Raw genomic sequence first — 26,501 nt, forward strand, 5'->3', positions numbered from 1 at the left:
TGAAGGACAAAAAGTGCAACGGGCTGAAAACTTGCTTTCCAGCGATTATTGTAATGAGAGTTGTTGGCGGGGGGGGAAAGAAAAAGCCGCTGTTGAGGCGGCTTTTGTGTTTAAGGCAGTTTGTCGAAAGCCTCTTTCAGTTTTTGTGATTCCACCATCAGCTGATGTCCCAGTGGATAGTTTGCCGGAGCTCTTTCTCGGGCGAGCTGTTCCAAGCGCCCTTGAATGCTTGCGATGTTCTGGCGCCATTCGATCAGGGACTTTTTTACGGTTTCATGAGGCAGGCCGTATTCAACCAGAATGCGGGCGCTGTAGCACTGGCCGGGATTGCTGACGGTGTTTTCCCAGTGCATGACCGCGGGGGCTGGGATCGTCTTTTGCGGTTGCGCCTGGTACTGGGCTGCATAGACATCATAGTTGAAATAATCAGAGTTTACCGTGTAGGCCGAGCTAGGGTTGGCATTGATTGGCAAAGAGTATCCGCCCATCTGCAAAGTTCCAACACCTAAAGAGCTCATCTGACGGCAGATCTGCCATACGTTCACCCGGTTGATCACCAGTCCCACTTGCGAGCTGTCAGCACGCAGGGCCTGATTTTCTGTCAACGAGTCATAGCTGCGGGCTTCGGTCATGCCACGCAAAGGGATGATGGCCTTAAGTTCGTTCAGCTGGCGGTTTAGGAACTCCTGCTGGGTTGGAGCCAAAGTGCTTTCGCGGTCATGAGTGCGAATGGTGGAATCAAAAGAGGCCATGACGAATTCGTACTTTTGCTGGAATTCGGCCTTGATGGACGGGACTTCTTCTTCAACCTTGGTGCAAGCAGTTAGAGCCAGAGCCGCGATCAGCAGCAGGTGTTGTATCTTCATGTTGTTCCCCCTGTACAAAACTATAGGCAAAGGATGGGACGTGGAGCAACCGTTTATGTTGCCGGACTTGGCGCACTGCCAGCGTCATTTTTCGATGTTGGCAGTGTCTTTCACTTGTTTTCTGGGAAAACTCGGGCTTAAGATTTTGCTGAGGAAGCAGCTTCCATGAAATCCACTTTTCATACTTTTTCCCAAAGGACACAGACTGTGATTTTATTTATCTTTTCGTTACTGCTGGGAAGCACTTCGCTGGCCGCTGACGTTCCCGCAGGTTGTAAAGCTTCCCGTAATTTTTCCGCCGAAGCGTATAGAGTCTGGATCAGTGACGGAACAAAGGTGTCCGCGAGTGTTGAACAGGCGAGGGGGCCCATTGTTGCCACGGGCCAGCGGATCGAATTGTCGTTGATGTCGGGTGGGTCCGGCTCAAACGGTTTTGTGAAGTTCGACGTCGCGACACCCGGATCTTATGTGATTGTATCAGATGCCTATCCACGCATGGATGTGACTGAACTTGCTTCAGGCACTTCTTTTAATCCGGTGGATTTTGGTAAGATCCGTGACTGCGGTACCGTCAGCAAAGCCCTGCGCTTTGAGTTTGCCAAGACCGGAAGCTACAGTCTGGGTTTTGTAAGCAGTCACGGCGCCAGGTTGAATTTTATGATTTTCAAAATGCCTTAGATCAGATCGCAGTTTTGCCAAAGGATCTGCGGTACACCGACCACTCGATGAGCACAACCCCGAGCAAGACCAGGATTTCAGCCAACAGGAATGAATAGCCCCACGTGGTGATTCCCTGAACAGTCAGCATCACGGTCCCTGAAACAAGGGCATAAAGGACATTGGCAAAGATGATGGCCAAAAGCATCCAGGTTCTTCTGCTGGTCAGCTTGTAGCAGACAAACGAAAACACGCAGTAAAGAAGCGGGAACACCGCTAAGAAATACAGAACATTTGGCTGAAGTCCCGTCCAATTGGAAAGCAGTGGTAAAATCCCTGCCGTCAAAACCAGGCTTAAGAGGGCTCCGATTGCATCCACTAAAAAAATATTATGAGAGTTTAAAATCTTCTGATTCACTAAAGGCATCCTGTTTTGTTTTTCAGTTTACCTTGTGGCCCTATCTCTATTCCACTAATATGTGATTTTGCTTTTCGTTCTTACCAGGGGTAAATCAATTCGGGTGCAAAAAAGCAGGTAAATTTAGACGAGGCACCATTCCCTCTCCAAATTTCAAGTTCCGCAGGCCTTTGTAGCCAACACGAAGCCAACGAAAAATCATTGAACCCATCAATCAACAAAATGTAACCGAAGCAAAAAAGAACGAGGACTGTCCGAAGAAATTTGGAGAGGGAATGGTGCCCCGGGCCGGACTTGAACCGGCACGCCCGTTTAAACGAAGCTCAGGATTTTAAGTCCTGTGCGTCTACCGATTTCGCCACCGGGGCACAAGGGTCAACTCAATCATTTTTAGAATGAAACGTCAATGTCTTCATGAATTGCGCCATGTCTGCAGGAACTGCACATTCTATACGCACAAATTCTTTGGTGAATGGGTGAGTGAACTCCAGCGCATGGGCGTGGAGCATCAGTCGCGGAGCCACGGGATTTTTCGGTGCTTGATAGATGTCGTCACCATAGATGCCCATGCCTCTATCCGCGAGATGCACTCGGATCTGGTGCATCCGTCCGGTCAGGGGCTGGGCCTCGATCAGCAAGGCTTCGGGGAAAACCTCGAGCTTGCGGAACTTGGTGTAGGCGCGATCGCCCCCGGACTGGGTGCGAACCATCTTGGTTTTTTTAAGTTTGGTGTCTTTCATCTCGACAAGATGGTTGTCGACTTCCCAGGCATCGGCCGCCTTCTGGGTTCTTTTGGTCAGACAAAGATAGGTTTTTTGAATCTTGTGAGTTTTGAACAGATCCGCCAGGGGCTCGTTGGCCTCTTTGGTTTTGGCAAAGATCATCACGCCGGAGGTGTCGCGATCCAGGCGGTGGTGCAGAGCCAGATAAAAAGCGTCACCCCGTTCGTTGCGCAGTTGGTTTTTAAGGGCGGTGAAGAAGTCCTGGCGGCTTTTATCAACTGTGGCCTGGGAGGGCATGCCGGCCGGTTTGGCGGCGGCTAGAAAGAACTCATCTTCGAAAAGAATCTCGATCATCTTTTATTGATCATGCAGAAATCAAGATTGGCGTTGATGTATTCACGCTGGCTCTCAAGTTCGGCTTTGCTGAATTTGAAGTCAGAGGCTTTGCAGCCATAGTTGGTCACCACATCGTGGATCGCCTGAACTTCATCCATGGTCATGTTAAGCTTCCAGATCAGTTTTACCGCCAGCCAGTCACGGACGTACTGACAGCGGTATCCCAGATTGGAGGGAAGGTATTTGTCGGGGGCACGGTCGCCTTTGGACATGTTGGCGCTGGCATCGGCTGCAACCAGGTGGTTTTTGTAGCCCATGTAGTTTGCATACAGACAGCGAGTTTTATAGTCCCACTGCCACGCGCCGGACACATAGGCGTTTTTCAAAGGCACCATGTGGTCGATCTGAATTTCTTTGGCGACGACGACTTCTTTGCCAGCGTAAGGATCATTCCAGTGGCCGGAATCCACCACGCACTGTCTGTTGCCGCGGTAAGTGACTTCCTGATTGGAGTCGCGAACCAGCACTTTTGCACGAGTGTTCATGCAGGTGTCGTCCGTAGGATCATTGATCCAGCGTCCGAAGTGAAGTTTGCGCATGTATTTTTCTTCTGGCGTGGGAGGAGCTTCTTCGTGAAGAGTCCACTTCAGAAGGTTGATCACCACTTTTTTAAGACCCTGGATGAACTGGTGAGGTCCAAATTCAGGTGTGTACTCCATGAAAGAGTATTCTTTTCTGCGGGTGGTGTCTGATTCCAGGTTTTCCTCGTCCACAGTAAAGAATTCGTGGGCGGGAGCTGCGGTGGCGGGGGCTGCATACACAGGAGCTGCGGACATTGCGACCATAATAACGGTCACAAACTGCAAGCTGGCTGTCTTCAGTTTTAATTGTTTCATTCTCGGTTCCCCCTCCGCGAATCGGACCCATTAAGCCCCAGATCGGAGGCAGTTTCAAGAATTCATTTTGTCAGGATTCCGTTCAATTTAGCCACCTTGCATTAAGTTCCCGACGGAACGTGTGAATGCTGTAAGTTTGCGCATTTTTAAGGGAATTTCCGCCTGGATTGTCGGTAAAAAGGGAAAAGGATTGGCGCAAATTGTCACTGATTTCGCGGTTTGAGGACCAGAAGTCGGGCTGTTTGCTTGCCCCGTGGCAAGGGCTGTCGCTAAGCTTAAAGCTCACTATTTTGGAGGATTGGTTCCATGAAAATGCTTTTGCTGTCATCTGTTTTGGTTTTGGGTTTGGCTTCTTGTGCACACAAGGCACACAACCACGAAAATTGTGGCTGTGGTGGGGCGAAGGCTGAAAAGTCCGCTTGTTCCGGCACTGAGTGTGCTACGAAAAAAGGTGGATGCGCTGATTGTGCGAAGAAGGAAGAGGCTGCTGCAGCAAAATAGTGCAGCCCGGGTTGCGCTTGTCAGTCTTTTCAAAACCCCGCAGTCTGCGGGGTTTTTTCGTTTGGAGCAGATGGATTTACGCACCCCCGTCGGGATGAGTTCAAATCATTAAATGTTTTGATTTGGATAGTCTGCTAAATTACTTTTTCCTTCGAAAGTGCATTTCGGAAGGAAATTGAAAAATGAAAAAGGGCGCCCTTTTAGGACTTCTGCTCGGACTTCTGGTCGGCCTATGGCAACCGCAAGCGCTGGCGATGAATCTTCAGGAATATCTTCAGGCTGTCATCAACAAGAACAAATCCATTCAGGCTTTTGATGTTTCCAAAGAGGCGGCGGAAGACCGTCGTGTCTCCGGTGACATTGAACTGGTCCCGGTTTTCACTGCGGGAGTGGGCTATCTGAATGACAAAAGCCCGTTGGGTCAGTTTGCGCAACTGGGGGGAACTCAGACCACCGCCACGGATTTGAAGCTGGGACTTGCCAAAAGATTTTCCTCTGGCACCGATGTGGCTGTGACCGCCAACGCCACGGAAGTTGAGAATGAAGGGGCGCTATTAAATCCCAGTTTTCAAAAATTCTCCTATGGCACCCTGGGACTGGGTTTGAGTCAGTCCTTGTGGAAGAACTCTTTTGGTAATGCCACCAGGTTGCGCCAGGATCGTCAGGAAGCCGTGGCGACGGCCGAGGTCGGCAGATTCGACTTGCAGAAAAAAGTCCTGCTGGTCAGCGCGGAAGCCGCGTATTGGGATTATGTCTATCAGAATGAAAACCTGCGCATCGGCCGCGCTTCTTTGGAGCGGGCCCGTCGTATTGAATCCTGGACCCGCCGTCGTGTGAACGATGGCATCAGTGACCGTGCTGACTTGTTGTCGGCTCAGGCTTTGGTCGCCGCTCGCCAGTTGCAACTGGTTTCGGCGGAGGATGATCTGGCGGCGGCAAAAAGACAGATCCGCGACTATCTTGAGCTGCGCGATGATGAAGCGATGCCGGAAATTTCCGGGGATATTTCCCGCTCACGCGCTTTGAACTCGATGGTGGATGGCAATGGCGGCAAGGTTGTGGCACTGGAGGCTTATCTGTCTTCATTGAATGCCCGGGCCATGTCCTTGGTGGCTAAAGAAACAGAAGACGGCTATCGTCCGGATCTGGTGCTTTCAGGATCCTACAACACCAACAACTTCCAGCCGGACAAAAGCATTCCGGATGCGACCTCCAAATGGACGGACAGCAAACTTCCGACCTGGAAGGTGGGTCTGAATCTGATCTATTTGTTCGACACGGACGTCAAAGGATCTGCCCAGTCAGCGGCCCGCAAAGATGCTTTGGCCGCCCAGTTGCAAAGTGAAAGAAAGATCCTGGACAGCGAAAGCTCGTGGATCGAGCTGAATCGTCGTTATTCCGAGATGAACAAGCGGATTGAATCCGCCTCGCTCATTGCGCGTCTGCAGACTGATGCCGCCAAGGCTCAGACGGATTTGTTCAACAAGGGCCGTTCGATCACGGCCAATGTGATCAATGCGGAAGAAGATGCCGCGGATGCAGAGCTGACTTTGACCAGACTGAAATCAGAACAAAGAAAGATGGAGGCTCAGGCCCGCTTGTTCGTCACACTGGATGAAAACAACCGGGAGGAGAAATAATATGAATTTGCCTGGTCTTTCGATTAAACGACCTATTTTTATTTCCTGTATCGTTATTCTGATGCTGATCCTGGGGGCGTTCTCGCTGCGCAAAATGCCGGTGGACATGTTCCCGGATGTGACTTTCCCGATTCTGTTTGTGCAAGTGACCTATCCAGGGGCGTCACCTTTGGATCTGGAAAAACAGGTTTCAAAACTGATTGAAGATGAAGTGGGCAGTATCTCGGGTCTGAAGACCCTGCGATCCAACAACCTCGACAGTGTCGCCGTCATCATTCTGGAGTTCCAGCTGGGGACGGACATCAAAGAGGTCGAGCAGGAGGTGCGCAACCGCATCGGCAATATCCGCCGTGACCTGCCGTCTGAAATTTATGAGCCGGTCATTCGCCGGTTTGACCCGGCCGATCAACCGATCGTGACCCTGGCGGTGACGACGGAACTGGACGAGGGGGCGGCCTATGACCTTGCCAATGAAGTCATCAAGCCGCGCTTTGAACGGATCAAAGACGTGGGGCAGGTGGACATCTTTGGCGGTCGCAAACAGGAAATTCACGTTCTGGTCGACAAGAACAAGCTGCAGGATCGCAAGATTTCGATGCTGCAGGTTTCCCAGCGTGTGATTGACACCTCTAAAGACATTCCCATCGGTAAAATTGAAAACCCCATCGATGAAACGACTTTAAGAACCAACGGGGAGTTTGATTCCCTGAAACAAATTGAGGAAGTGAATGTCAATTTCGTGGGTTCGGACAAAGCCATCCTGGTGAAGGATGTCGGCAGAGTCGTTAAAAGTCTTGAAGACCAAAAAACCATGGGCCGTGTGAAAGGGAAGCGTGCCCTGCTGATGAACGTGTACAAACAGCGTGGTGCCAACACCGTGGCTGTGGCAGAGGCGGTGAAAAAGAACATCGAAACCGTCAATGCGATGCTGAAGGAAAAAGGCCTGAAAGGCTCTGTGACGATGGTGCGAGACACCTCTCGTCCGATTCAGATGAACGTGTATGACGTGAAGGAATCCATCATCATCGGTATCATCCTTTGTGTCATCGTCGTGTTCTTCTTCCTGGGCTCCGCGCGTTCAACCTTTATCACGGCCATGGCTTTGCCAAACTCCCTTTTGGGTGGATTTGTCATCATGTGGGCCATGGGTTTTTCCATCAACTTGATGACCTTGCTGGCGCTTTCCCTGGCGGTGGGACTTTTGATCGATGATGCGATCGTCGTGCGGGAAAATATCTTCCGACATCTGGAAATGGGTAAAAAACCCAAAGATGCCGCATTGGATGGAACCAAAGAGGTGGCGATGGCTGTTATCGCCACGACTCTCGTGGTGATCGCGGTGTTTGGTCCTATCTCGTTCCTGCAGGGGATCGTGGGGCAGTTCTTCAAACAATTCGGTCTGACCGTCGTCTTTACGATGTTGATTTCCCTGTTTGATGCCTTCACCGTGGCGCCGATGTTGTCAGCATATATGGCGCACCCGAACGAGCACGTCAAAGGCACCGGCATTGTCGGCCGCATGTTGACAGCGTTTGATAAGTTTCAGACCTGGCTGGAAGAATGGTATGAAAAAGCCCTGAAATACACCCTGGGGAATCCGAAAAAGATTCTGGCAGGTGGGGTTGTGATCTTCGTGGCTTCTTTGGGGACTTTGGCCTTTATTCCGGCGACATTCCTGCCGGCGGCGGATAATGGTGAATTTGTGGTGAATGTCGAGCTTCCAGTGGGAAGCTCCCTGATGGCGACCAGCAAGTTCACGGAAAAAGTTGAAAAGATCTTTGAAAATGATCCTGCCGTGGACATGGTCATGACGATTGTTGGAAACTCCAACAATGAGTCGAATAAATCGACGATGTTCATCCGCCTGGTGGAACGCAAAAACCGCAGCATGAACACCACGGACTATAAAGAGTCGGTGCGCAAAAAGTTCCCGCAGTTTGAAAAAGACGCCATTGTTTCCATTGGTGATATTGATGCCGTGAACTCGGGCGAAAAACCGCTGAACGTGAATATTCAGGGCGAGGATCTGGATCAGTTGAATGCTTATGCCACCAAGTTGGTGGAGCGCATGAAAAAGATCCCGGGTCTGGTGGATGTGGATACGAACTTCCGCTCTGGGAAACCGGAGTTCCACGTGGTGTTTGACCGTAAGAAATCCGAGGCTCTGGGTGTTTCCACTGTGACAGCGGGAGCCGAGCTGCGCAATCGTACTGAGGGTAACGAGCAGGCGATCTATCGCGAGAACGGCATCGACTATAAAATCCGCGTGCGCTTTGAGGAAATGTACCGCGATCTGCGCAGTCAGTTCAATACGACACTGGTGCCGAATGCGAACTACAACATGATTCCTCTTTCACGCATTGCTCAGGGGGAAAATGCCTCCGGGTTCTCGCAGATCAACCGCATGAACAAAGGTCGTTATATTCAGATTTCCGGGAACCTGGCCAAGGGTGGGGCTCTGGGGAATATTTCGGCCGAAGTTGAAAGAATCATCAAAAAGGAAATGCCGCCACCTCCGGGTGTGGACTTTGCCTTCAAGGGTCAGGCGGATGACTTTAAGGAACTGATTGAGAACATGCTCCTGGCAATTATTCTGGGAGTGACGTTCATCTATCTGGTGCTGGCGAGCTTGTACGAAAGCTTTATCACGCCGTTCACGATTTTGCTGGCACTGCCCCTGGCTATGACCGGGGCCTTCCTGGCGCTGTTGATGTTTGGCAAGACCATCGATATCTTCTCGCTGATAGGTATCGTCCTGCTGTTGGGGGTTGTGGCGAAGAACTCGATCCTGCTTGTGGATTATACCAATCATCTGATCCACGAGGGTGTCGAGCGCAATACGGCGATCATTAAAGCCTGCCGCACGCGTCTTCGTCCGATTTTGATGACGTCTTTGGCATTGATTGCCGGGATGATTCCAATTGCCATCGGACTGAATGAGGCCTCAGCAATGAGAACCTCCATGGGTGTCGCCATCATCGGCGGTCTGATCAGCTCGACTTTGCTGACGCTTTTGATCGTTCCTGCGGCCTTTGGTTTCGTGGAGGATTTCAAAGCGTGGTTCCGCGCAAAACTTGCGAAGATCACCGGTTATCAGCCGTAAAGTCCGCGGAAGCTGCGAATCTCAAGCAGCTTCCTTTCAAACGGTCCCCAGTCGTCCTGTTCGGCGATGGGGGCCCACAGAGCCTCCAGTTCATCAATGACCAGGGCGCAGGCTTTGCCGGTTTGCAGGTAACTGTGGCGGGCTTTGTCTTCGTCTTCGATTTCAAAGCAGGCCAGAGTCTCGCGTAAGTTGTTAAAAGATTCTTTTTGATAAAGGTCTTTTTGAACGGATCTGTGCAGTCGCTCTGGCGAGGCGCCGGAATGCAAGTCATACAGGGTTTGTTCAAAGGCGCCTTTTTCCGTGTCCATGAATTGGAAAATTCCTGAGACCAGTTCCGCATTCAGGTCATGAATGGCGGTGATTTCCTGCAGTGGATTTTTCAGGTTCAGGCGTTTCAGCAGGCGGTTTTGCACCTCCACGTTGAAGGTGTCGCCGAATTCCTCCAAAAGCTCGGGAACGGCAAGTTCGGGATAGGCCGTTTTCAGTGCGCCACCCAGTTGATGCAGATTCCACAGGACCGCCGAAGGCTGGCGGCCAAAACAGTAAAGGCCGCTCTGATCAAAGTACGCTGCGGTGAAGGCCGGGTCGTAAACCGGCAGGAAGCGGTAGGGGCCATAGTCAAAACTTTCACCCGTGATGTTCATGTTGTCGGTGTTCAAAACTCCGTGAACAAATCCCGCCATCATCCAGGCGGCGACGGTTTCGGCGGTTTTCTGGGAAACGGCACGCAGGAACTCGGCGGCCAGTTCAGCTTCGCTAAATCCGGTCAGGTGTGGATAGTAATGGCGCACGCAGTAGTGCAGCAGTTTCTTGATGTTGTCGGTCTGATTGAAAAATGCCAGTCGCTGGAAGGTTCCAAAGCGGATGTGACTGTGGCTTAGGCGTACTAAAACACCGGCGCGGGTGGGTGAGGGTTCATCGTGGCGTTCGAGGCTTTCGCCCGTTTCAAACACTGAAAATGTTTTGCTGGTGTTCACGCCATAAGATTGCAAAAGTTCTGTCGCCAGGATTTCGCGGAAGGCGCCTTTCAAAGTCAGGCGTCCGTCGCCGCGACGGGAATAGGGGGTGGTTCCGCTGCCTTTGGTGCCCAGGTCCAACAGACGGTCTTGGTCGCGGACTTGGGCGAACAAAAAGCCTCTTCCGTCACCTAGGTCTGGATTGTAGCTGCGGAACTGATGGCCATGGTAGCGCAAGGCCAAGGGTGTTTTGATATTCTGAGGAAGGCTCTCAAAGGCCCAGAAGTGTTTCTGCCACTCCTGCGGGGTCAGCAGCCCCAGCCCTACGCTTTCTGCGGCGTCCTGGTTGCGATATCGCAACAGGGCCTTGGGGAATACAGCAGGGCGGACTTCATCATAGAAATCAGGCCCCAGTTCGTAAATTGGTGGAATGAATGGAGTGCTCACTTGTTCCTTATCTTCTTTTCCAAGGGGAAACGCAAAAGGTAATCTAGTTGACAGTAACTTGCATTTAGGAGACAAAGGGGATTCCAAAGGCGGTATCCGTGGACGAAACAATCCTGAACCCAAGCTCTGTCAACACCGGCAAATCACATGATTCCTGCTGTGAGGTGGATCACACCCAGCACGAGGTCTTTGAAGAAAAGACGCTGACCTGGGATCGTATCGGGATTGTGCTTTCTTCGTTGTGTGCGATTCATTGTCTGGTCACGCCGCTGTTGATCCTGACTTTGCCGGTGATGGGAGAATTCTTCCACGCAGAATGGGTGCATATCCTGATGGCCGTGGTGATTATGCCAGTGGGCCTGTTTGCATTCTGGAGCGGTTACAAACACCACCGTCAGGCCGGAGTATTGTCTTTGGGAGTGCTGGGGCTTTCGATGATTGCGGCGGCTTCGGTGCTTCCGCATGAATGGGTGGAAGTGATGGAGCACGATATCGTGACCATCATTGGAAGTGTGCTTTTGATTGTGGCCCACATTCTGAATCGTCGCGCCTGTCTTTGTCACAAACACGCCTAGAGCTCAGGGGGGATGGTCTAAAGTCGCCCCCGTCAAGGCCACCTTTTGTGGTAGATGACGCAACATTTCGTTGCAATCTTCATAACTTAGGTCAGATTTTTTCGGTGCAAACCCGTCAAATTTCGTCTTTCCAATTGAAAACCAAGTGATTTCAGGTAGTGTCTAGTTGAAAACCAAATGATGGAGGCATCAATGATTGAGACTAAAATGAATCGCCGTGGTTTCTTCACGACTCTTGCGAAAATCACAGGTGTGGCCGTAGTTGCACCAACAGCTTTGAACGCTGTTTTCTCTTCTTCTGCACAGGCTCAGAAAAAACGCGGAGCTGCTCCGGCTGCTGGTGGCGCTGCTGCAGGTGGAATGCCGTTGGTTGATCCCAATGACTCCGTGGCAAAAGCTGTAAAGTACGTTGAGGACTACAAAAAAGCTCCTGAAGCCAAAGGCAACAACTGCACGACTTGCGGCTTCTATGCGAAAAAAGAATCCCGCAACGGCAAAGAGGCCGGCACTTGCACAATCTTCGCTGGCAAACTTGTCTACGGCGACGCTTGGTGCGCATCCTGGAATAAAAAGGCTTAATCCGGCCTCGCCGGGCAGAGCTGAGGTGCCGGCAGGCACTTCAGCTGAAGCAGCTCAAAAACAAAAAAAGCCTGATAAGTTTCCTTATCAGGCTTTTTCTTTTTTAACTTGGCGAAAAACTATTTCACATTGTCACGCAAAGCGCGACGCAGGATTTTTCCGACATTCGTTTTCGGAAGCTCAGTGCGGAATTCCACCAGACGCGGAACCTTATAGTTCGTCAAACTCTTGCGGGCATGAGCAATCACGTCTTCGGCTGTCAGATTTGGATCTTTTTTCACGACCACGGCCTTCACGATTTCGCCAGAGTGCTGGTCGACCACGCCGATAGCCGCCACTTCCAGGACACCTGGGTGGGACGCGATGGCCTCTTCCACTTCATTCGGGTAGACGTTGAAGCCGGAAACCAGGATCATGTCTTTTTTGCGATCCACGATTTTGAAGAAACCATCCGCATCAGCAACAGCCACGTCACCGGTTTTCAGCCAGCCGTCATTCAGAACCTGGGCGGTTTCATCAGGACGATTCCAATAGCCGGCCATCACCTGAGGACCACGGCAGACAAGTTCACCTGGCTCTCCCAGGGCAACTTCTTTGCCATCATCATCAATCAGCATGATGTCTGTGCTTGGGAAGGGCAGGCCGATCGTGCCCACGCGGTCAGTGCCGTCAATCGGGTTGCAGCACACAACTGGAGAAGCCTCGGTCAAGCCGTAACCTTCCACAATCACGGACTTGGTCAGTTCCATCCATTTTTCTGCCACAGGTTTTTGCAGTGTCATAGCGCCTGCCACGCTGACTTTCACACGAGTGAAATCAATGGTGGTGAAAGCCGGGTTGTTCATCAAAGCGTTGAACAGCGTGTTCACGCCCGCCATCACGGTGAATGGAGTGTTTTTAAGTTCTTTGATAAAGCCCGGGATGTCGCGCGGATTCAAGATCAGCACGTTTTCGCTGCCGTAACGAAGCAGGCCCAGACAGTTCAGGGTCAAAGCAAAGATGTGATACATTGGCAAAGCCGCAATTGCGACCTCTTCACCTTCGCGCAATTTTGGTTTCATCCAGTCGCAGATCTGCAGCATGTTCGCTGCGACATTTCTGTGGGTCAGCATCGCACCCTTTGCCACACCCGTCGTACCGCCGGTGTATTGCAGGAAGGCGACGTCTTCAAGACTTGTTGGAACTTTGGATGATGGTTTCATCGCGCCCAGTTCCAAAGCCTGACGGAAGGTGTAGGCCTGCGGCAGGTGATAGGCCGGAACCATTTTTTTGATGTACTTCACAACCGAGTTCACCAGGATTCTTTTCGGAGTCGGGAACAGGTCGGCGACTTCCGTGATCACAACACTTTCAATGTCCGTTTCTTTCAGGATTTCCTGAAGCAGATGGGCATAGTTTGCCAGAATCACAATGGCTTTGGCGCCAGAGTCCTTGAACTGGTGACGCATCTCTTTGGCTGTGTACAGCGGATTGGTGTTCACGATAGTCAGGCCTGAGCGCAGAGCCGCAAAAGCCACGATCGGGAACTGCAGCAGGTTTGGCATCTGAATGGCGATGCGGTCGCCTTTTTTCAGTTTCAGCTCGTTTTGCAGGAAAGAGGCAAACTGATCCACTTTGCGATCCAGTTCGCTGAAGGTGAGGCTGACTCCCATGCTGGTGAAAGCTTTTTTAGTCTTGAATTTGCCGATGGCTTCTTCGTAGACATCCACCAGTGATCCATATTTGGAAAGATCCACCTCGTGGGGAACGCCTTTCGGGTAATTCTTAAGCCAAATTCTTTCCATGAGAACCTCCTGCAAAAGTGCTTCAATTTGATTCTTAGAAAGTTTAGAGTAAAGATTCAAACGAGGTAAAGTAAATTCTTGTTTTCACAGGGCCTATTTGCAAGACTCTAGGTATGAAGCTTTGCTGCCTGATTATTCTTTCTTTGACTGCGCTGGGGCTTTCCTCCTGTTTCTGGAAGAAAGAAGACGGGCCCGTTGTGGAAGAAAAAGTCGTCAAAGTGCTCACTCCGAAGGCAGAAGATTCCGCCCCTAGAGATAAAAGTCTGGATGTGCTGGTGCGCTATCTGGCTGAAGCCGACGGTATTCATCGTGAGGCGTGGTGGGTTTTGACCGCAGCACGTCCCCCGATCAGCAAATCACCCTTTGGGAAAGTTCAAAGAGCATTGTTGGCCTCACAAAACATCAAACTGACCAACAAGTCGATGTTCCGCTGTGATCGTTATCTCGTGAAACGCGACGTGCTGGGGCTTTTGGGATACCCGCAAAAAGGCGAGGTCTTTGAAAAGTGCAGCGATAAAGCCGACGCCAAGCGCATTGCCAGTTTTGATGTTCCGAAAGAGGGCGAGCTGAATCTGATTTTTTACCCCGAGAATCTGCAGGAGGTCCTGGGTCTGGGGGCCGGCATATTGAACCGCCAGATTCACTGTTCACTGAAGGGGAAAGAAAAGCTTGAGAGCTTAAATTGCAAAGACTGGGCTCAAGATCGCACCAAAGAGCAAATGATCCGCCTGGATGTCTATGATTATCAAAAATCCGGTAAAAATCTGATTAAATTGCGCGGAAAAGTTTATGAGAATCTGACGGACATCCGCAAGATCGAAGCCGATGTTCCGATGGAAGGAAAGATCACCGTCACTGAAACGGAATTGTACGCGCCAGAAGAGCCACCTGTGGCTCCGGCACCGGCTCCTGGGGTAACACCTGCGCCGGGTGCGCCGAAGGCGGGTGGTCCTGTTTCGATGCCGTCAGGCCAGGCTCCTGCCAGCAATGAACCTCTGCACCCAAGGAATCCAGAGCTTGGAATGCCCGCGGGACGTGACGTGGATCCGGATGTGTTGTTGCAGCGTCAGCGCAGTCAGAACCCGGGAATGGACATGATTGAAGTGCCGCCTGAAAACGCGGACCCTTCGAATGAAGGTTTCCCGGAAGGCTATGATCCGAACAATCCGCCGGTGCCGGAGCCGCAAGACGAATCTCAGCAACAGCAATTGCCCCCTCAAGAACAACCACAAGGAATTCCCAATGGCCGCTAAAATTGAACTTGGTAAAAAAGTCCCTAACTTCAAAATCCCATCCTCCAGCGGAGAGACATTGAGTCTGTCTTCGTTGAAGGGGAAAAAGGTCGTGCTTTATTTTTACCCGAAGGACAGCACTCCGGGCTGCACGATAGAAGGCATTGAATTCAACGATCTTCTGGCGCAATTTAAAAAGCAAAATGCCGTGGTCTTTGGTGTTTCCCGCGACAGTCTGAAGTCCCATGACAAGTTCATCTGCAAGTATGATTTCAAGTTTGAACTTTTGTCCGACGAAGATGAAGAGCTGTGCCAGCTGTTTGATGTCATCAAAGAAAAGAACATGTACGGCAAGAAAGTGATGGGCATTGAGCGCAGCACGTTCGTGATCGACGAAGATCAGAAACTGGTCGGGGAGTTCCGTAAAATTAAAGCACAGGGCCATGCGGCCGAGATGCTGAAATTCATCAAAGATTTGTAAATGAAGAAATGAAAAAGGGCTCCGGAGGGAGCCCTTTTAGTTACTCCAGCACTGTCCGGGCAGGGCCGGATTAGTGTTTGGTACTATCCGCAGCCTGCACCATCAGTTCCGCGATCTGCTGAGAGAACTTCACTGGGTCGGGAAGGTTGGAGCCTTCGGTCAGCAAAGCCTGGGCATAAAGGATTTCCGCCCATTTGGTTTGCTGCTCTGGAGAAGCCTTCAGCATCTTTTCAAACACCGGGTGGTTCGGGTTGATCTCCATGATGCGTTTGACCTGCTGACCCGCGTACTCTTTCCCCATTTGCGCCATCAGTTTTTGCATGTGTGCGGAAGGGTCGGCAGAAGAAGCCACCAGACACGCTGGGGTGTTCGTTAAGCGGTCTGAAAGAACCACGTCTTTCACATCGCTTTCCAAAGTCTTCTTCATGGATTCCAATACAGGTTTCAAAGTGACTTCGGCCTGTTTCTTTTCCTGTTCCTTTTGCTGTTTTTCTTCAGCCGTGTCCAGGTCCAGACCTTCACGCATGATGGATTGCAGTTTTTTGCCTTTGAATTCACTCAAAGCATCGACAACCCATTCGTCCACCGGATCCACCAGCAACAGAACCTCAAAGCCTTTTTCTTTCAGCTTCTCAAGGTACGGGCTGTTTGAAACCTGGGAAAGGGAATCGCCCGTAATATAGTAAATATCCTTCTGGGTTTCTTTCATGCGCGCCACGTATTCATCCATAGTCGTCATCTTGTCAGAGGACGTGGAGTGGAACAGCAACAGATCCTGAAGCTTTTCTTTGTTAGCCGCGTCGGACGGCAGACCTTCTTTCAAAGTCGCACCAAATTCAGTCCAGAAGTCTTCATAAGCTGAGCGCTCTTTGGTCAAAAGATCTTTCAAAGTGGAAAGAGCCTTATTGGTCACGTTCTTGCGGATCTGCGTGACCTGACGGTCCTGCTGAAGCAATTCACGGGATACGTTCAAAGACAAATCACTGCTGTCCACCAGGCCTTTTACAAAACGCAGGTAAGGAGGCAGAAGGTCTTTGCAGTCAGCCATGATAAACACACGCTTGATGTAAAGGCTCAGGCCGTATTCCATGTCGCGCATGTTGTAGTTCCATGGCTTTTTGCCAGGAACATAAAGAAGGGCATTGAATTCCATCGTGCCTTCCGCGCGATAGTGAACCGTGCGCAGAGGCTCGTTCCAGTCATGGGTCAAATGCTGATAGAATTCCTTGTATTCTTCTTTGGTCACTTCGGATGGGGATTTCAACCAAAGAGCTTTTTGCGAGTTCAGTGTTTCTTCTTCCGTTTCGCCCATCATCTTGATTGGGTGAGCGATAAAGTCAGAATACTTTTTCACCAGGGATTTCAGGACCCACTTGTCGGTGAAATTCTGGACTTCGTCTTCTTCCTTGAAGTCCTTCATGTGCAAAGTGATGGTGGTGCCAGTGCCTTCCGGACGGGGAACGCTGTCCAGTGAATATGTTCCATCCCCCATGGATTCCCACACCGTGCCGTCATTGCTGCCAGCTTTTTGTGTGTGCAGGGTCACGCGGTCCGCGACCATAAAAGCAGAATAGAAGCCCACACCGAATTGACCGATCAGTTCCGGTTTGGTCTTCATTTCCGCATTCATCTGCATGAAGGCTTTGGCGCCGGAACGGGCGATGGTGCCGATGAACTCGACAACTTCTTCCTGGGTCATGCCGATACCGTTATCGATGATCTTCAGGGTCTTGGTCTCAGAGTTTGGCTCCAGGCGGATCGCCGGCTGCCAGTTTTCCGGAAGCAAAGACGGGTGAGTCAAAGAGTTGAATTTCAGTTTGTCGATCGCATCAGACGCGTTGGACAAAAGTTCGCGCAAAAAGATCTCTTTGTGCGAATAAAGGGAGTGGATCACGATATCCAGAAGTTGTTTGATTTCAGCGTTAAAGTTTTGAACCTGCTTGGCCATGGTTTCTCCTTAATGCAGTCAATTTGGGGCCGGGGGCCCGGTTTGGCAAGGTCAGGTGCCGGTATTTCTTATGGGAAATCTAAAAAAGTTCGATTGGTCCGGGCAGGAAGCTTTGTGTTATTGTCATTTTTATGAGCTTTGACCTGTCTTTCAGCCTCATTCTTGTTTTCGCCACCCCGGCGACCACCCCGTAGGGGTCTATAATCTATTGGCCGCCCAACTGGCGGCCCCGACGCATTTTTCCATATTTTTATAAAATTTTAAGATCCGCTGAAGCGGAGAGAGATTTATTTATGTCTTCCTTTAAAAAAGGACAGGCCGGGTCCTGTCATGTCCAAAAAGATCATCGTGAGTTGAATCAGTATCTTTCGTATTTCCATAGTGATGAATCCATCGGCGCAGGGCTGCCATTGTGGCTTCCTGCCGGGGTGGTGATTCGTGATGAGCTTGAAAAGCTGGCGCGGGAATTGGAATTCCTGGCCGGGTACCAGCGTGTGGTCAGCCCGCATCTGGCCAAAGAGGATCTTTATCATCAGTCCGGGCATCTGCCTTACTACGAAGATTCCATGTATCCATCGATGGATCTTGAAAACGTGCGCTATCGTTTAAGGCCCATGTGCTGCCCGCATCATCACAAAATTTTTTCAGCCAAATTGCACAGCTATCGCGAACTGCCGTTGCGGTTGGCGGAATACGGTCAGGTCTATCGTTACGAGGGCTCCGGGGCGCTTTCCGGGCTGATGCGGGTCCGCGGTCTTTGTCAGAACGATGCGCATCTTTACGTGCGACAAAATCAGGTGAAAGTCGAGATTCACAAGGTGCTTGAGATGTACCAGAAGGCTTACCGGATCTTGGGGATCTCCGATTACCGCCTGCGCCTGTCCCGCGGTGTGGAGGCTGAAGAGGCTTCGCAAAAGTATGTGGCGAATCCGCTGTGGGATTGGGCCGAGGGTATCTTGCGCGAGGTTTTGGTGGAAAGTGGTCTGCCATTTTTTGAAGCCCCTGGTGAAGCGGCCTTTTATGGTCCCAAGATTGATGTGCAAATCATGTCCGTGCATGGCAAAGAGGAAAGTGCCTCCACTGTGCAAGTGGACTTTATCAGTGCTGAGCGCTTTGATCTGTCGTTCATAAATGAAGAGGGTCATAAAGAGCGACCGGTGATTTTGCACCGGGCACCGCTGGGATCACATGAACGTATGGTGGCTTTGCTGATTGAGCTATATCAAGGAGCCTTCCCGTTGTGGTTGTCGCCGGAACAGGTGCGCATTGTGCCTTTGGCAGACCGGCACCAGGAAGCGGCTGAAGGTCTTCGTTTGCTGTTACATAATTCTTTCATCCGGGTCCGTGTCGATGATCGCGCAGAATCCCTGTCGCGCAAAATGGCCGAATGCTGGCAGGAGAAAGTGCATTCAGTTGTGGTGATCGGCGACAAGGAACTGCAGGCCGGGAAGTTCAGTCTGCAGCGAAGAGGTGCCTCTGCGCAAAGTGTGTCGGCGCAGGAACTGCTGTCTTTGCTTCAGAATGAAATACGCGACCGGAAGTAATGTCTTTCCTCAAAAACGGGGACAGATCCTTTTTCATTCTTTGGGGTGGGCTCATAATGGTGTTTTGGATCTGGCCCCGTGATTGGAGGTTCGCAATGAAATATTTCAATAAACTCGGAACAACGGGCAAAGTGATTTTGGGTGTGGTGTTGCTGCTGGTTGTGGCGCGGGCATTCCTGCCTGCGGGGATGAAGTACGGCATCAACTGGTATCTTGGCAATAAAATGGAAAACTATGAAGGCCGCATCGACGATTTTGATCTGACCCTGTATCGCGGGGCCTATCAGATCGAAGGTCTGAAGATCTGGAAGAAAGGAGCCAACCCCGAGCAGCCCTTGATCTCGGCCGAACAGCTGGATCTTTCCATCGCTTGGCGGGCCCTGCTGAAAAAAGAATTTCTGGGGGATCTTTCCGTTCAAAGAGCCAAAATTGTTTTAAGCGACAGCAAGGATGAAAAGAAAGAGGATCTGGGGCAGGGGCAGGACTGGCGTGCAGTTTTTAAGAAACTGATTCCCCTGCGACTTGAATCCGTGAAAGTTGCTGACAGTTCATTTAACTTTGTAAATCGGGATTTTAAAGTGCCGGTGGATGTGCGTCTGGATCGTATCGAAGGGCGTGTTGATAATATCCGCAATACTGATGAAAACAAAGATCCTCTGCCCACCCGGGCCTCGGTGGTTGCGCGGATGCAGGGGCATGCCGATGTAAAGGGTCAGGCTCGTTTGAATCTACTTTCGAAAGTGCCCACCTTCGATACTGATGCCCAGTTACAGAATTTGAAACTGGAAACACTGAATGAATTTTTTATCGCTTATGGCCCTTTTACCTTCAACAGGGGGCAATTCAGTTTGTATATGGAAAGTGTCAGTCGCGACGGACGCATCAAGGGTTACGCCAAACCGTTTATCAAGGATCTGGATGTCATTGATGACAAGGAGTCTTTTAAAAGCATGGGACAGGCGTTTAACGAAGTGGGTCTAGCCTTGGTGAATCTGATTTTGCGCGACGGGGACAGCAAGTCCCTGGGGGCCAGGATTGAATTTGAAGGAGCTTCCAAAGCACCCAGCATTGATAAATGGGGTGCTTTTTGGTCCTCAGTTCAAAACGGATTTTTTGAGTCGATCCACCAGAGCCTTGAGCACTCCATCTCTCCCAAAGACCTGAAGAAAGAGAAGTCGCCCTAATAGTGGAAGCTCATGCGGTCGGCAATAGCCTTCGGCAAAGGCGGCACCTGAGAACGCGGGATGAAGAACGTGGTCAGGTTGAAGAAGTCGCCAAAGATCTTGTGCTTCGCTGTCGCATCGGCCAGATACTTGTGGCCGCTGGATCCGCCCGTACCAATTTTTTGTCCTAGCATACGCATGGCCATCAAAGCGTGGCGGTAACGCCAAGTTGTCATTGTTTCGTCGATATCCAAAAGTGCACGGATGATGCGGAATGGAGTCTGCAAAATCGGCTGATCACGGTGCAATTGAATCAACAAGGCCGCGTGCATCGCTTTGTAGCTTAAACGGAACTGACCTTCGGCGCGCAACTTGTTGAAGGCCTCTTCATCAAACAATGCATCAAAGCTTTTCAAGGTCTGCTCAAGACCAGCGACTGTTTTTGCTTTTTCTTCATCCGGCAGGCGCGGGTTGTTTTTCACAGTGGTGATGTCATCCTGGAACATTTTGTTCACAGCTTCTTTGTAGGAATCCCAGAAGTTGAAGTTTTCACCCTGAAGGAACGGCGTGCGCTCCAGCCATTTTTCAACGGAATCATGCAAAGACGGCTGGTTCATGATGTTCAGCATTTCGCCCTGTTGGGATTCGCTTAAAGACTTATAAAACGGGGACTGGTTGTAAGCCAGACGATCGCCGATGCGAAGACCCAGTTTGGTCTCAATCAAACGCCATTGGTAACTCTGAAAGCCGGAAGCCGGGTAAAGCATGTCGCGGAAATCCAGGAAATCCAGCGGAGTCATGGTCTCAAGCACGTCCACCTGACCGATGATCAGTTTCAGGATGCTGACAATTCTTTCCAGTCGCGCACTGGCAATGCCCATTTCGGATTCCGCCACAGTGGGCTTTTGGAAAGTGGAAAGCACCGAATCCAATTCAAAAAGGATCTGCTTGAACCACAACTCGTAAGTCTGGTGCACGATAATGAACAGCAATTCGTCATGCGCCGGTTTTCCGTACTCGGTGCTTTTCGGGTGCTGGGCATTCAGAAGGGGATTTAAGCCCAGATAGTCGTGATAGTGGACCGGAGGGTATTTCATAGACGTTGCTCCTTTAGAAGTGCGACGAAACCATCGATATCCGATTTTTGCGTGTCCCAGGAGGTCATCCAGCGACATTCAAATGTGTTTTCGTCCCAGACATAGAAAAAATAATGTTCCCGCAAGGGTTTCACCCAGTGGCTGGGAATTGTCGCAAAGACCGCATTGCTTTGCGGGACTTCGCGCACGGTCACCCCGGCAAGTCCTTTGCACTGTTCATACAGATACAGGGCCATCTGGTGGGAATGTTCAGCAATCTGCTGCCATAGACCGTCTTTGAAGTAAGCTTCAAACTGACAGGCGATAAAGCGGGTCTTGGAAGGCAGCTGCGCGCTTTGTTTGCGGATGTATTTAAAATCCTGCGCCAGATCCTTATTCAGGATCACAACGGCTTCACCCATCATCAAACCATTTTTGGTGCCACCGAAAGAAACCACATCCACCCCCAGGTCGGTGGTGATTTCTTTCAAGGTCTTTTTCAAGTACAAGGCCGCGTTGCTCAGTCTGGCTCCGTCAATGTGCACCAGCAGTTTTTTGCTTTTGGCCCAAGCGATCAGGGCTTTGAGCTCATCCAAAGAATAGGTGGTTCCCAGTTCTGTAGGCTGAGTCAGGCTGAGCACCTGAGTCTGGGAAAAATGCTGGTCCCCCCGGCGGATGAAGGCCTTTTCAAGTTCTTCCACAGACAGTTTTCCGTTGTGGGAGGGCAGTGGCAGCAGTTTGCAACCACTTAAAAATTCCGGCGAGCCGCATTCATCCACATTGATGTGCGCCACGTCTGAACAGAACACCGATTGCCAGGGGCGGGCCATGGCTCTTAAGGCCGTGACGTTGGCGGCCGTGCCATTGAAGACGAAGAACACGTGGGCGTCTTTGCCGAATTGGTTTTTGAATTCCCCCACCGCGCGTTCGGTCCATTCATCGGTTCCGTAGGCGGGGGCGTGTTCGGTGTTGGCGTCCAGGATAGATTGCAGAATCCGTGGGTGGACACCGGCATGATTGTCGCTGCCAAAACCGCGTTTCATGCTTTAGCCTTTTTTAAGAGTGGCGAAGATAAAGTTGTGACAGATCAAAGCCGCCAGTTTGCTGGTGCGGTTGTCCTGATCCAGTGGCGGGGAAACTTCGTAGATTCCGATTCCGCGAACATCAAAGTGTTCAATCATCCACAGGAGGCTTGTCAGGAACTCTTTCGTGAACAGCCCCGTTGTCCAGGACTGACTGCAGCCCGGGGCTTCGCTGGAAGTGAAGGCATCAATGTCGATGCTGAGGAAAATCTTTTTCTTTTCTTTGCCTTTAAGATAGCCGGCAAGGACCGACTGAAGGCCACGCTCGTTGACGTCATCCAAAGTGAAAACATCGGCACCGTGGTCTTTCGCCCATTGAATGTGGGCTTTGCTGTTGCACTGGTTTTGAATGCCGACTTCAGCAAAATCCACCTGGCCTTTGAACTCTGACAAAACACGGTGGAAAGGAGTGCCGGAATTAAAGCCTTTGTCAGTCGGGCGCACGTCCATATGAGCATCAAAGTTGATCAGCACGGCATCGTTTTTAAAAACATCCAGGAAGCCTGCGCCATCGCAATAACCATAGTCGTGACCGCCCCCCAAAGAGATCCAGTGCTTTCCACTGGAAGCAAGGGTGCGGGTTGTCTGACGGGCCTTTTCATGGCGTTCAGCCAAAGGTTTTTCTTTATCAACCAGATCACCCAAATCCAGAATTTTTGGCAGGCGGGTGCTTTGCAGGTGCGGAGTCATTTTGTAAAGGTAAGTGCGAATCTCGCGCGGAGCGACCTGGGCGCCCACGCGGCCGCCGTTCAGGCCAATGCCTTCATCATCCGGGAAACCCAGAATAGCAAAATCGTAAGTGTGATCAGAAAGAGTGTTCAGGTCACCTTTATGAAGGAGCTGGACGCATTCTCCAAGACGCGGATCTTCTTTGTCGTTTTTGGTGAAAAGAAGATGTTTGTCGATGGAATGAAGCCAGCTCATTATTTCAGGTTGCCCCACTTATTAAGGTAAAGAGTGCGAGTCACGTTGCCCGTGTCAGAATCATAGATCTTCATGGTTGCGCGGGATTTGTTAAAACGAATCGTCGCGAACGTCGTGCTGGTGGAATCAGACAGGAAAAGCACCCAGTCTTTGCCATCAGAAGGAGTCATGCTGTAACGGTAAACGATCGGATCCACACCATTGTAAGACTGTCCATTTTGGAAGTCATTTAGAGTGATTGGATAGAAACTCAGTGAATTGAAATCACGAACGGTGATCAGGCCGTCAGCGCTGTGCCAGTAGCCCAGCATTTTTCTCAAGCCTACGTAATCAACACTTTCAATAACTGCGGTGCAGGTGCCGTAATCAAGCACACCGGAAGCAGTCAGGGTGTCACCTGTGGAAAGCTTGCGCACACTGATTTCTGCGTCAGGGGATTTGGTGTTGATCAAATATCTTACGCAAGAGGAATCAGCTATCAGATAAACGCCTGAAGCATCACGTTCCACCGTGCCGGAAATCGGACGAGCAGAATGCGCGGCGAAGCCTGAAATCAGAATGAGGACGAAAAGCAGAATTCTCATGCCCCACCTTTTTCCATGAGGTGAAATCCGGGTCAATAGTATTCCGACTCCATTTTTTGACCGAGCGAGTCAATTGCCAGAGAAATCAGCAATTTATGGCTGTCTCCAGAGTAATGCTCGGGATTTATAGGTCTCAAGCTTGCCCCCTCCAGACACCACCCGTAGGATGGGATGAAATGTCCGATACTACCAGAACCCCTCAGCTTGTATTTCCATGGAACGGAGTCCTTCCCGATGCGGACGCAATCACCTTGCGTGATATTGATATTGTGGGGGTGGGATCTTTCCGGCGGCATCAGCTTGAGATTCTGTCGAAGAGCAAAAGTCTGATCGTTCAGACCCATGGAATGCAGATTCCGGAGCAGGTCAGCGCGATTTATCAGGCAGAGCTTTTGCGCACCCTGGAGTGGCTTCGCCCCTTTCGCGTTGAAGAAGGGGAGCGTTTGAATCTGCGCGCCGAACAAGAGCGCCTGTTTGAAAGTCTTTTTCCGCGCACCCGTGAACATCTGGGCATGGCCGTGAATCGTCTGCGTGATGAGTATCTGGAAAACATGGAATGGAGCAGCTGGCTGCTGCAGGATCACTGGCGTTATTTTGTCGGGTATCTGCGCCAGAAGTTTCCGGGTCAGGCGGATATTCTGGAGCTTGCGCACTGGGAATGGGTGCAGGCGTGGATTGAAGTTCAGCCCTTTGATGGTGAAAGTGCGGAAGAGCCGGGTGTGCTTTCTTTGAACCCCAGTCTGCAAGTGGTGATTCTTTCCCGAGACAATCTCGTCTTGAATCGAGACAAAGGTATGTATGCTTTTGTTTATAGTGGTACGAAGAATACTGTGGTGGAAAGACCACTGGACGTGGTGGATTCGCTATTCATCGACTTGTTACAGGAAGATAGAAAGTATTCAAAAAAGCAACTGCTTGAAATGGCCGCTATCAGCTTAAAAGCCACACCCCAACCATCATCCGAGACACTGGAAAAAAAGTTTTTATCGCTGCTTAGTGACGATATAATCAAAGACGTTCCGACATAACCTCAAACAAGGAGTGTTGAATGAGTAAAAAGATTCTGGCTTTGGCCGTTTTCATGGCAGGCAGTGTGCTTTCTTTGCAGTCGCAGGCCGCGACATCCAATGGTGTGCTGGTGAATGCAAATATCTTCATGTATAACAACAGCACCGAAACAACGCCGGGTGGAGAAAGCAAATCCAACAGCAGTATTTATGATATTAAGCTGGGATATATCAGTGGCAACGGGTTGTATCTCGGGGGCCTTTACACTCTTCGCAAAGTTGAGACCGACTCAGGCTCTGTGGATGGCAATGCACTGGGTGCCTCTATCGGGTATGTGGGAGCCAGCGGCTTTTATGTGAAGGGTCACTATCTTCTTTCGGCCGAGTACGACACGCTGAAAGAGGGCACGGGGATTCAGGCAGACTTTGGTTACATGACCAATGTGACAAGCTCATTCTTTGTGGGTGTGGAGCTGACTTATCGAAGTATTGAATACAAGAAAAACGAAGCCAGTCCGGGGATGGACAGTTTGAAAATTTCAGAAACCTTCCCCATGCTGACGGTCGGATTTATTTTCTAAATAACAAGCAGCAGGTGATTTTAAAGGGCTTCCGTGTGGAAGCCCTTTTTTTTGTGCCGAAGACAATCCTACTTGGCAGTTTTTTTGTGCTGGTGCAGGAAGTCCTCTTTTACCAGGTCATAGAAAGATTTCTTGTGGAAGATCCGCGAGGTGCCCACGGCAATGGCCGAACTTAACATCATGGGGAAAAGTGCGGAATGTCGATCCGTCATTTCAAATATCAGAATGAATGCGGTGAATGGAGTTTGCATAAAACCAGACAGGAAGGAAATCATCGATGTCATGATCAGGAGATGATGGTTGTGTGGCCACACGATCTGAGCCATAAACGAACCCATCACCGCACCAATGGTTAAAGATGGCGCAAACAAGCCTCCTGCGGCTCCGGCGATGGCCATCAATAGCGGACCTCCGATGCGCACCAGAATATCCTGGGCCGTGGCAGAACCATCGCGGAAGAGCAGATCCAGAATTAGCATTTTACCGCCGCCGATACCGTGATTGCTGATGAATGTGATTCCCAGCCAGAACAAAAAACCACAGGCTAGGTTGAGCAGGCTTAAGCGGGTGAAGGACTGAATGCTTTTTCTTTTCTGATGCACCGAAAATAAGACCGAACCAAAGCTAGCCCCCAGGATTCCTGTGATGGCAGAAGTGACAATCACCCACATGTAAGTTTCCCAGCTGATGGATTCCAGGCTGGGAAAGCCGATGTAAAGGTAGCTGCCCTGCACGGTCTGCACTATGAGTCCAGTGGCAATCACGGACCAGATCACATAAGTCTTAAAATTGTTGAAGTAGTCTTTGGAAAGTTCCTCCAGTGCGTAGGCGATTCCACCAAGGGGGGTGTTGAATGCGGCCGCCAGGCCCGAAGCGCCTCCCGCTAGAATAAACGAGCGCATAGATACCTGTTGAATCCATTTTGTGGATTTTTCGCCGATGCGATAGAACAAACCGGAAGCAATCTGCAGAGTGGGGCCTTCCTGGCCGACAGCGCCGCCGCCCAGAACGCAGGCGATGGAGGCGATGATTTTCATGGTGATGGTGCGAATGCCGATCAAAGAGCGAATCAGAGGTTTGTCGGAAGCAGGGTCAAGCTCGTTGGCGATCAGCATCTGGGGGATTCCGCTGCCGCCGGCTTGTTTGGCAAAGCGGTAAGGGAGATACCAACTCAGATAAATCATGCTCAGCGTGATACTTAAGGACAGGGCCCAGTGGAAGTGCTCCACAGCATGCAACGCCACCTCTTCGCCGAAGAAAAATGCCTGGGAATACAGCAGGGATGTTCCTGCGGCAACAAGGCTGGCCAGCAGGTAAGGCACGACACGCAGAGTGTCCTGGTATTCAAGCTTGTGCAGAATTTGGCGCCCGTTTCGGCAAAAGTCTGTAAGGGTCATAG

At 50.8% G+C, this 26,501-nt stretch carries 24 protein-coding genes and 1 tRNA gene; 12 read left to right on the forward strand and 13 right to left on the reverse strand.

What is annotated here, in order from left to right; translation table 11 throughout:
* Positions 1-110 precede the first annotated feature (110 nt).
* A complete protein-coding gene (locus BD_RS08160; protein ID WP_038449072.1) occupies positions 111-866 on the reverse strand; it encodes a hypothetical protein in 756 nt (251 codons plus the stop codon).
* Between the two features lie 207 nt (positions 867-1,073).
* On the opposite strand from BD_RS08160, the gene BD_RS08165 reads away from it, so the two are divergent.
* Positions 1,074-1,544, forward strand: a complete 471-nt coding sequence (locus BD_RS08165; RefSeq protein ID WP_144313817.1) for a hypothetical protein — start codon at positions 1,074-1,076, stop codon at positions 1,542-1,544.
* Between the two features lies 1 nt (position 1,545).
* Here the strand turns inward: BD_RS08165 and BD_RS08170 are convergent, their stop codons facing one another.
* The 4 genes from BD_RS08170 to BD_RS08185 all read right to left on the reverse strand — a co-directional run bounded on the left by BD_RS08170 (position 1,546) and on the right by BD_RS08185 (position 3,895).
* Entirely contained in the window at positions 1,546-1,902 is a 357-nt protein-coding gene (locus tag BD_RS08170; protein ID WP_231839329.1) for a hypothetical protein, read from the reverse strand.
* Between the two features lie 315 nt (positions 1,903-2,217).
* Positions 2,218-2,309, reverse strand: a tRNA-Leu gene (locus BD_RS08175).
* 12 nt (positions 2,310-2,321) lie between these two features.
* Positions 2,322-3,017 carry an RluA family pseudouridine synthase gene (locus BD_RS08180; protein WP_011164256.1) on the reverse strand — a complete coding sequence of 232 codons (696 nt, stop codon included), beginning with the start codon at positions 3,015-3,017 and terminating at the stop codon, positions 2,322-2,324.
* Positions 3,014-3,895 (reverse strand): HNH endonuclease family protein, encoded by an 882-nt coding sequence (locus BD_RS08185; protein WP_011164257.1) that lies wholly within the window; start codon positions 3,893-3,895, stop codon positions 3,014-3,016. Before BD_RS08185 ends, BD_RS08180 begins: the two co-directional genes overlap by 4 nt.
* Before the next feature lie 306 nt (positions 3,896-4,201).
* Between BD_RS08185 and BD_RS08190 the strand changes: the two genes are divergently transcribed.
* The 3 genes from BD_RS08190 to BD_RS08200 all read left to right on the forward strand — a co-directional run bounded on the left by BD_RS08190 (position 4,202) and on the right by BD_RS08200 (position 9,139).
* Positions 4,202-4,396 (forward strand): hypothetical protein, encoded by a 195-nt coding sequence (locus BD_RS08190; protein WP_011164259.1) that lies wholly within the window; start codon positions 4,202-4,204, stop codon positions 4,394-4,396.
* Positions 4,397-4,578: 182 nt separating this feature from the next.
* On the forward strand, positions 4,579-6,036 hold the full coding sequence (locus BD_RS08195) for a TolC family protein (RefSeq protein WP_011164260.1): 1,458 nt from the start codon (positions 4,579-4,581) through the stop codon (positions 6,034-6,036).
* A 1-nt stretch (position 6,037) separates the two neighbouring features.
* Positions 6,038-9,139 (forward strand): efflux RND transporter permease subunit, encoded by a 3,102-nt coding sequence (locus BD_RS08200; protein WP_011164261.1) that lies wholly within the window; start codon positions 6,038-6,040, stop codon positions 9,137-9,139.
* On the opposite strand, the gene BD_RS08205 is transcribed toward BD_RS08200, so the two are convergent.
* Positions 9,130-10,542, reverse strand: coding sequence for a protein adenylyltransferase SelO (locus BD_RS08205; RefSeq protein ID WP_041583527.1), 1,413 nt, complete (start codon positions 10,540-10,542; stop codon positions 9,130-9,132). The two genes, BD_RS08200 and BD_RS08205, sit on opposite strands and share 10 nt — an antisense overlap.
* 98 nt (positions 10,543-10,640) lie before the next feature.
* On the opposite strand from BD_RS08205, the gene BD_RS08210 reads away from it, so the two are divergent.
* Together BD_RS08210 and BD_RS08215 are read left to right on the forward strand one after the other, a co-directional pair.
* On the forward strand, positions 10,641-11,117 hold the full coding sequence (locus BD_RS08210) for a MerC domain-containing protein (protein WP_011164263.1): 477 nt from the start codon (positions 10,641-10,643) through the stop codon (positions 11,115-11,117).
* 192 nt (positions 11,118-11,309) lie between these two features.
* Complete coding sequence (locus tag BD_RS08215; protein WP_231839330.1) at positions 11,310-11,696, forward strand: high-potential iron-sulfur protein; 387 nt, start codon at positions 11,310-11,312, stop codon at positions 11,694-11,696.
* A gap of 119 nt (positions 11,697-11,815) precedes the next feature.
* Here the strand turns inward: BD_RS08215 and BD_RS08220 are convergent, their stop codons facing one another.
* Entirely contained in the window at positions 11,816-13,480 is a 1,665-nt protein-coding gene (locus BD_RS08220) for an AMP-binding protein (protein ID WP_011164265.1), read from the reverse strand.
* A gap of 113 nt (positions 13,481-13,593) precedes the next feature.
* Between BD_RS08220 and BD_RS08225 the strand changes: the two genes are divergently transcribed.
* Positions 13,594-14,733 (forward strand): hypothetical protein, encoded by a 1,140-nt coding sequence (locus BD_RS08225; RefSeq protein WP_011164266.1) that lies wholly within the window; start codon positions 13,594-13,596, stop codon positions 14,731-14,733.
* Positions 14,723-15,193, forward strand: coding sequence for a peroxiredoxin (locus BD_RS08230; RefSeq protein ID WP_011164267.1), 471 nt, complete (start codon positions 14,723-14,725; stop codon positions 15,191-15,193). The genes BD_RS08225 and BD_RS08230 overlap by 11 nt, the downstream gene beginning before the upstream one ends.
* Before the next feature lie 70 nt (positions 15,194-15,263).
* Here BD_RS08230 and htpG read toward each other — a convergent pair whose 3' ends face one another.
* On the reverse strand, positions 15,264-17,141 hold the full coding sequence (htpG, locus tag BD_RS08235; RefSeq protein WP_011164268.1) for a molecular chaperone HtpG: 1,878 nt from the start codon (positions 17,139-17,141) through the stop codon (positions 15,264-15,266).
* A 293-nt stretch (positions 17,142-17,434) separates the two neighbouring features.
* Between htpG and thrS the strand changes: the two genes are divergently transcribed.
* Positions 17,435-18,685 (forward strand): threonine--tRNA ligase, encoded by a 1,251-nt coding sequence (thrS, locus tag BD_RS08240; RefSeq protein WP_011164269.1) that lies wholly within the window; start codon positions 17,435-17,437, stop codon positions 18,683-18,685.
* Positions 18,686-18,780: 95 nt separating this feature from the next.
* Positions 18,781-19,869, forward strand: coding sequence for a DUF748 domain-containing protein (locus BD_RS08245; RefSeq protein WP_011164270.1), 1,089 nt, complete (start codon positions 18,781-18,783; stop codon positions 19,867-19,869).
* On the opposite strand, the gene BD_RS08250 is transcribed toward BD_RS08245, so the two are convergent.
* Genes BD_RS08250 through BD_RS08265 form a run of 4 tightly spaced genes read right to left on the reverse strand, consistent with a single transcriptional unit; the run spans position 19,866 to position 23,514 of the window.
* Entirely contained in the window at positions 19,866-20,945 is a 1,080-nt protein-coding gene (locus BD_RS08250) for a tryptophan 2,3-dioxygenase family protein (RefSeq protein WP_011164271.1), read from the reverse strand. The genes BD_RS08245 and BD_RS08250 overlap by 4 nt on opposite strands.
* Positions 20,942-21,967, reverse strand: coding sequence for a threonine aldolase family protein (locus tag BD_RS08255; RefSeq protein WP_011164272.1), 1,026 nt, complete (start codon positions 21,965-21,967; stop codon positions 20,942-20,944). The genes BD_RS08250 and BD_RS08255 overlap by 4 nt, the downstream gene beginning before the upstream one ends.
* A gap of 3 nt (positions 21,968-21,970) precedes the next feature.
* The gene (locus BD_RS08260; RefSeq protein WP_011164273.1) at positions 21,971-22,930 is read right to left on the reverse strand and encodes a formimidoylglutamase; all 960 of its coding nucleotides are present in this window, start codon (positions 22,928-22,930) and stop codon (positions 21,971-21,973) included.
* The gene (locus tag BD_RS08265) at positions 22,930-23,514 is read right to left on the reverse strand and encodes a hypothetical protein (RefSeq protein ID WP_226988117.1); all 585 of its coding nucleotides are present in this window, start codon (positions 23,512-23,514) and stop codon (positions 22,930-22,932) included. The genes BD_RS08260 and BD_RS08265 overlap by 1 nt, the downstream gene beginning before the upstream one ends.
* 176 nt (positions 23,515-23,690) lie before the next feature.
* Here BD_RS08265 and BD_RS08270 point away from each other — a divergent pair, with 176 nt between their 5' ends.
* A complete protein-coding gene (locus tag BD_RS08270; RefSeq protein WP_011164275.1) occupies positions 23,691-24,542 on the forward strand; it encodes a hypothetical protein in 852 nt (283 codons plus the stop codon).
* Between the two features lie 20 nt (positions 24,543-24,562).
* Entirely contained in the window at positions 24,563-25,102 is a 540-nt protein-coding gene (locus BD_RS08275; RefSeq protein ID WP_011164276.1) for a hypothetical protein, read from the forward strand.
* Between the two features lie 68 nt (positions 25,103-25,170).
* Here BD_RS08275 and BD_RS08280 read toward each other — a convergent pair whose 3' ends face one another.
* Entirely contained in the window at positions 25,171-26,499 is a 1,329-nt protein-coding gene (locus tag BD_RS08280) for a chloride channel protein (RefSeq protein ID WP_011164277.1), read from the reverse strand.
* Positions 26,500-26,501: the final 2 nt, after the last annotated feature.

The sequence above is a fragment of the Bdellovibrio bacteriovorus HD100 genome, assembly GCF_000196175.1.
GTDB lineage: Bacteria > Bdellovibrionota > Bdellovibrionia > Bdellovibrionales > Bdellovibrionaceae > Bdellovibrio > Bdellovibrio bacteriovorus.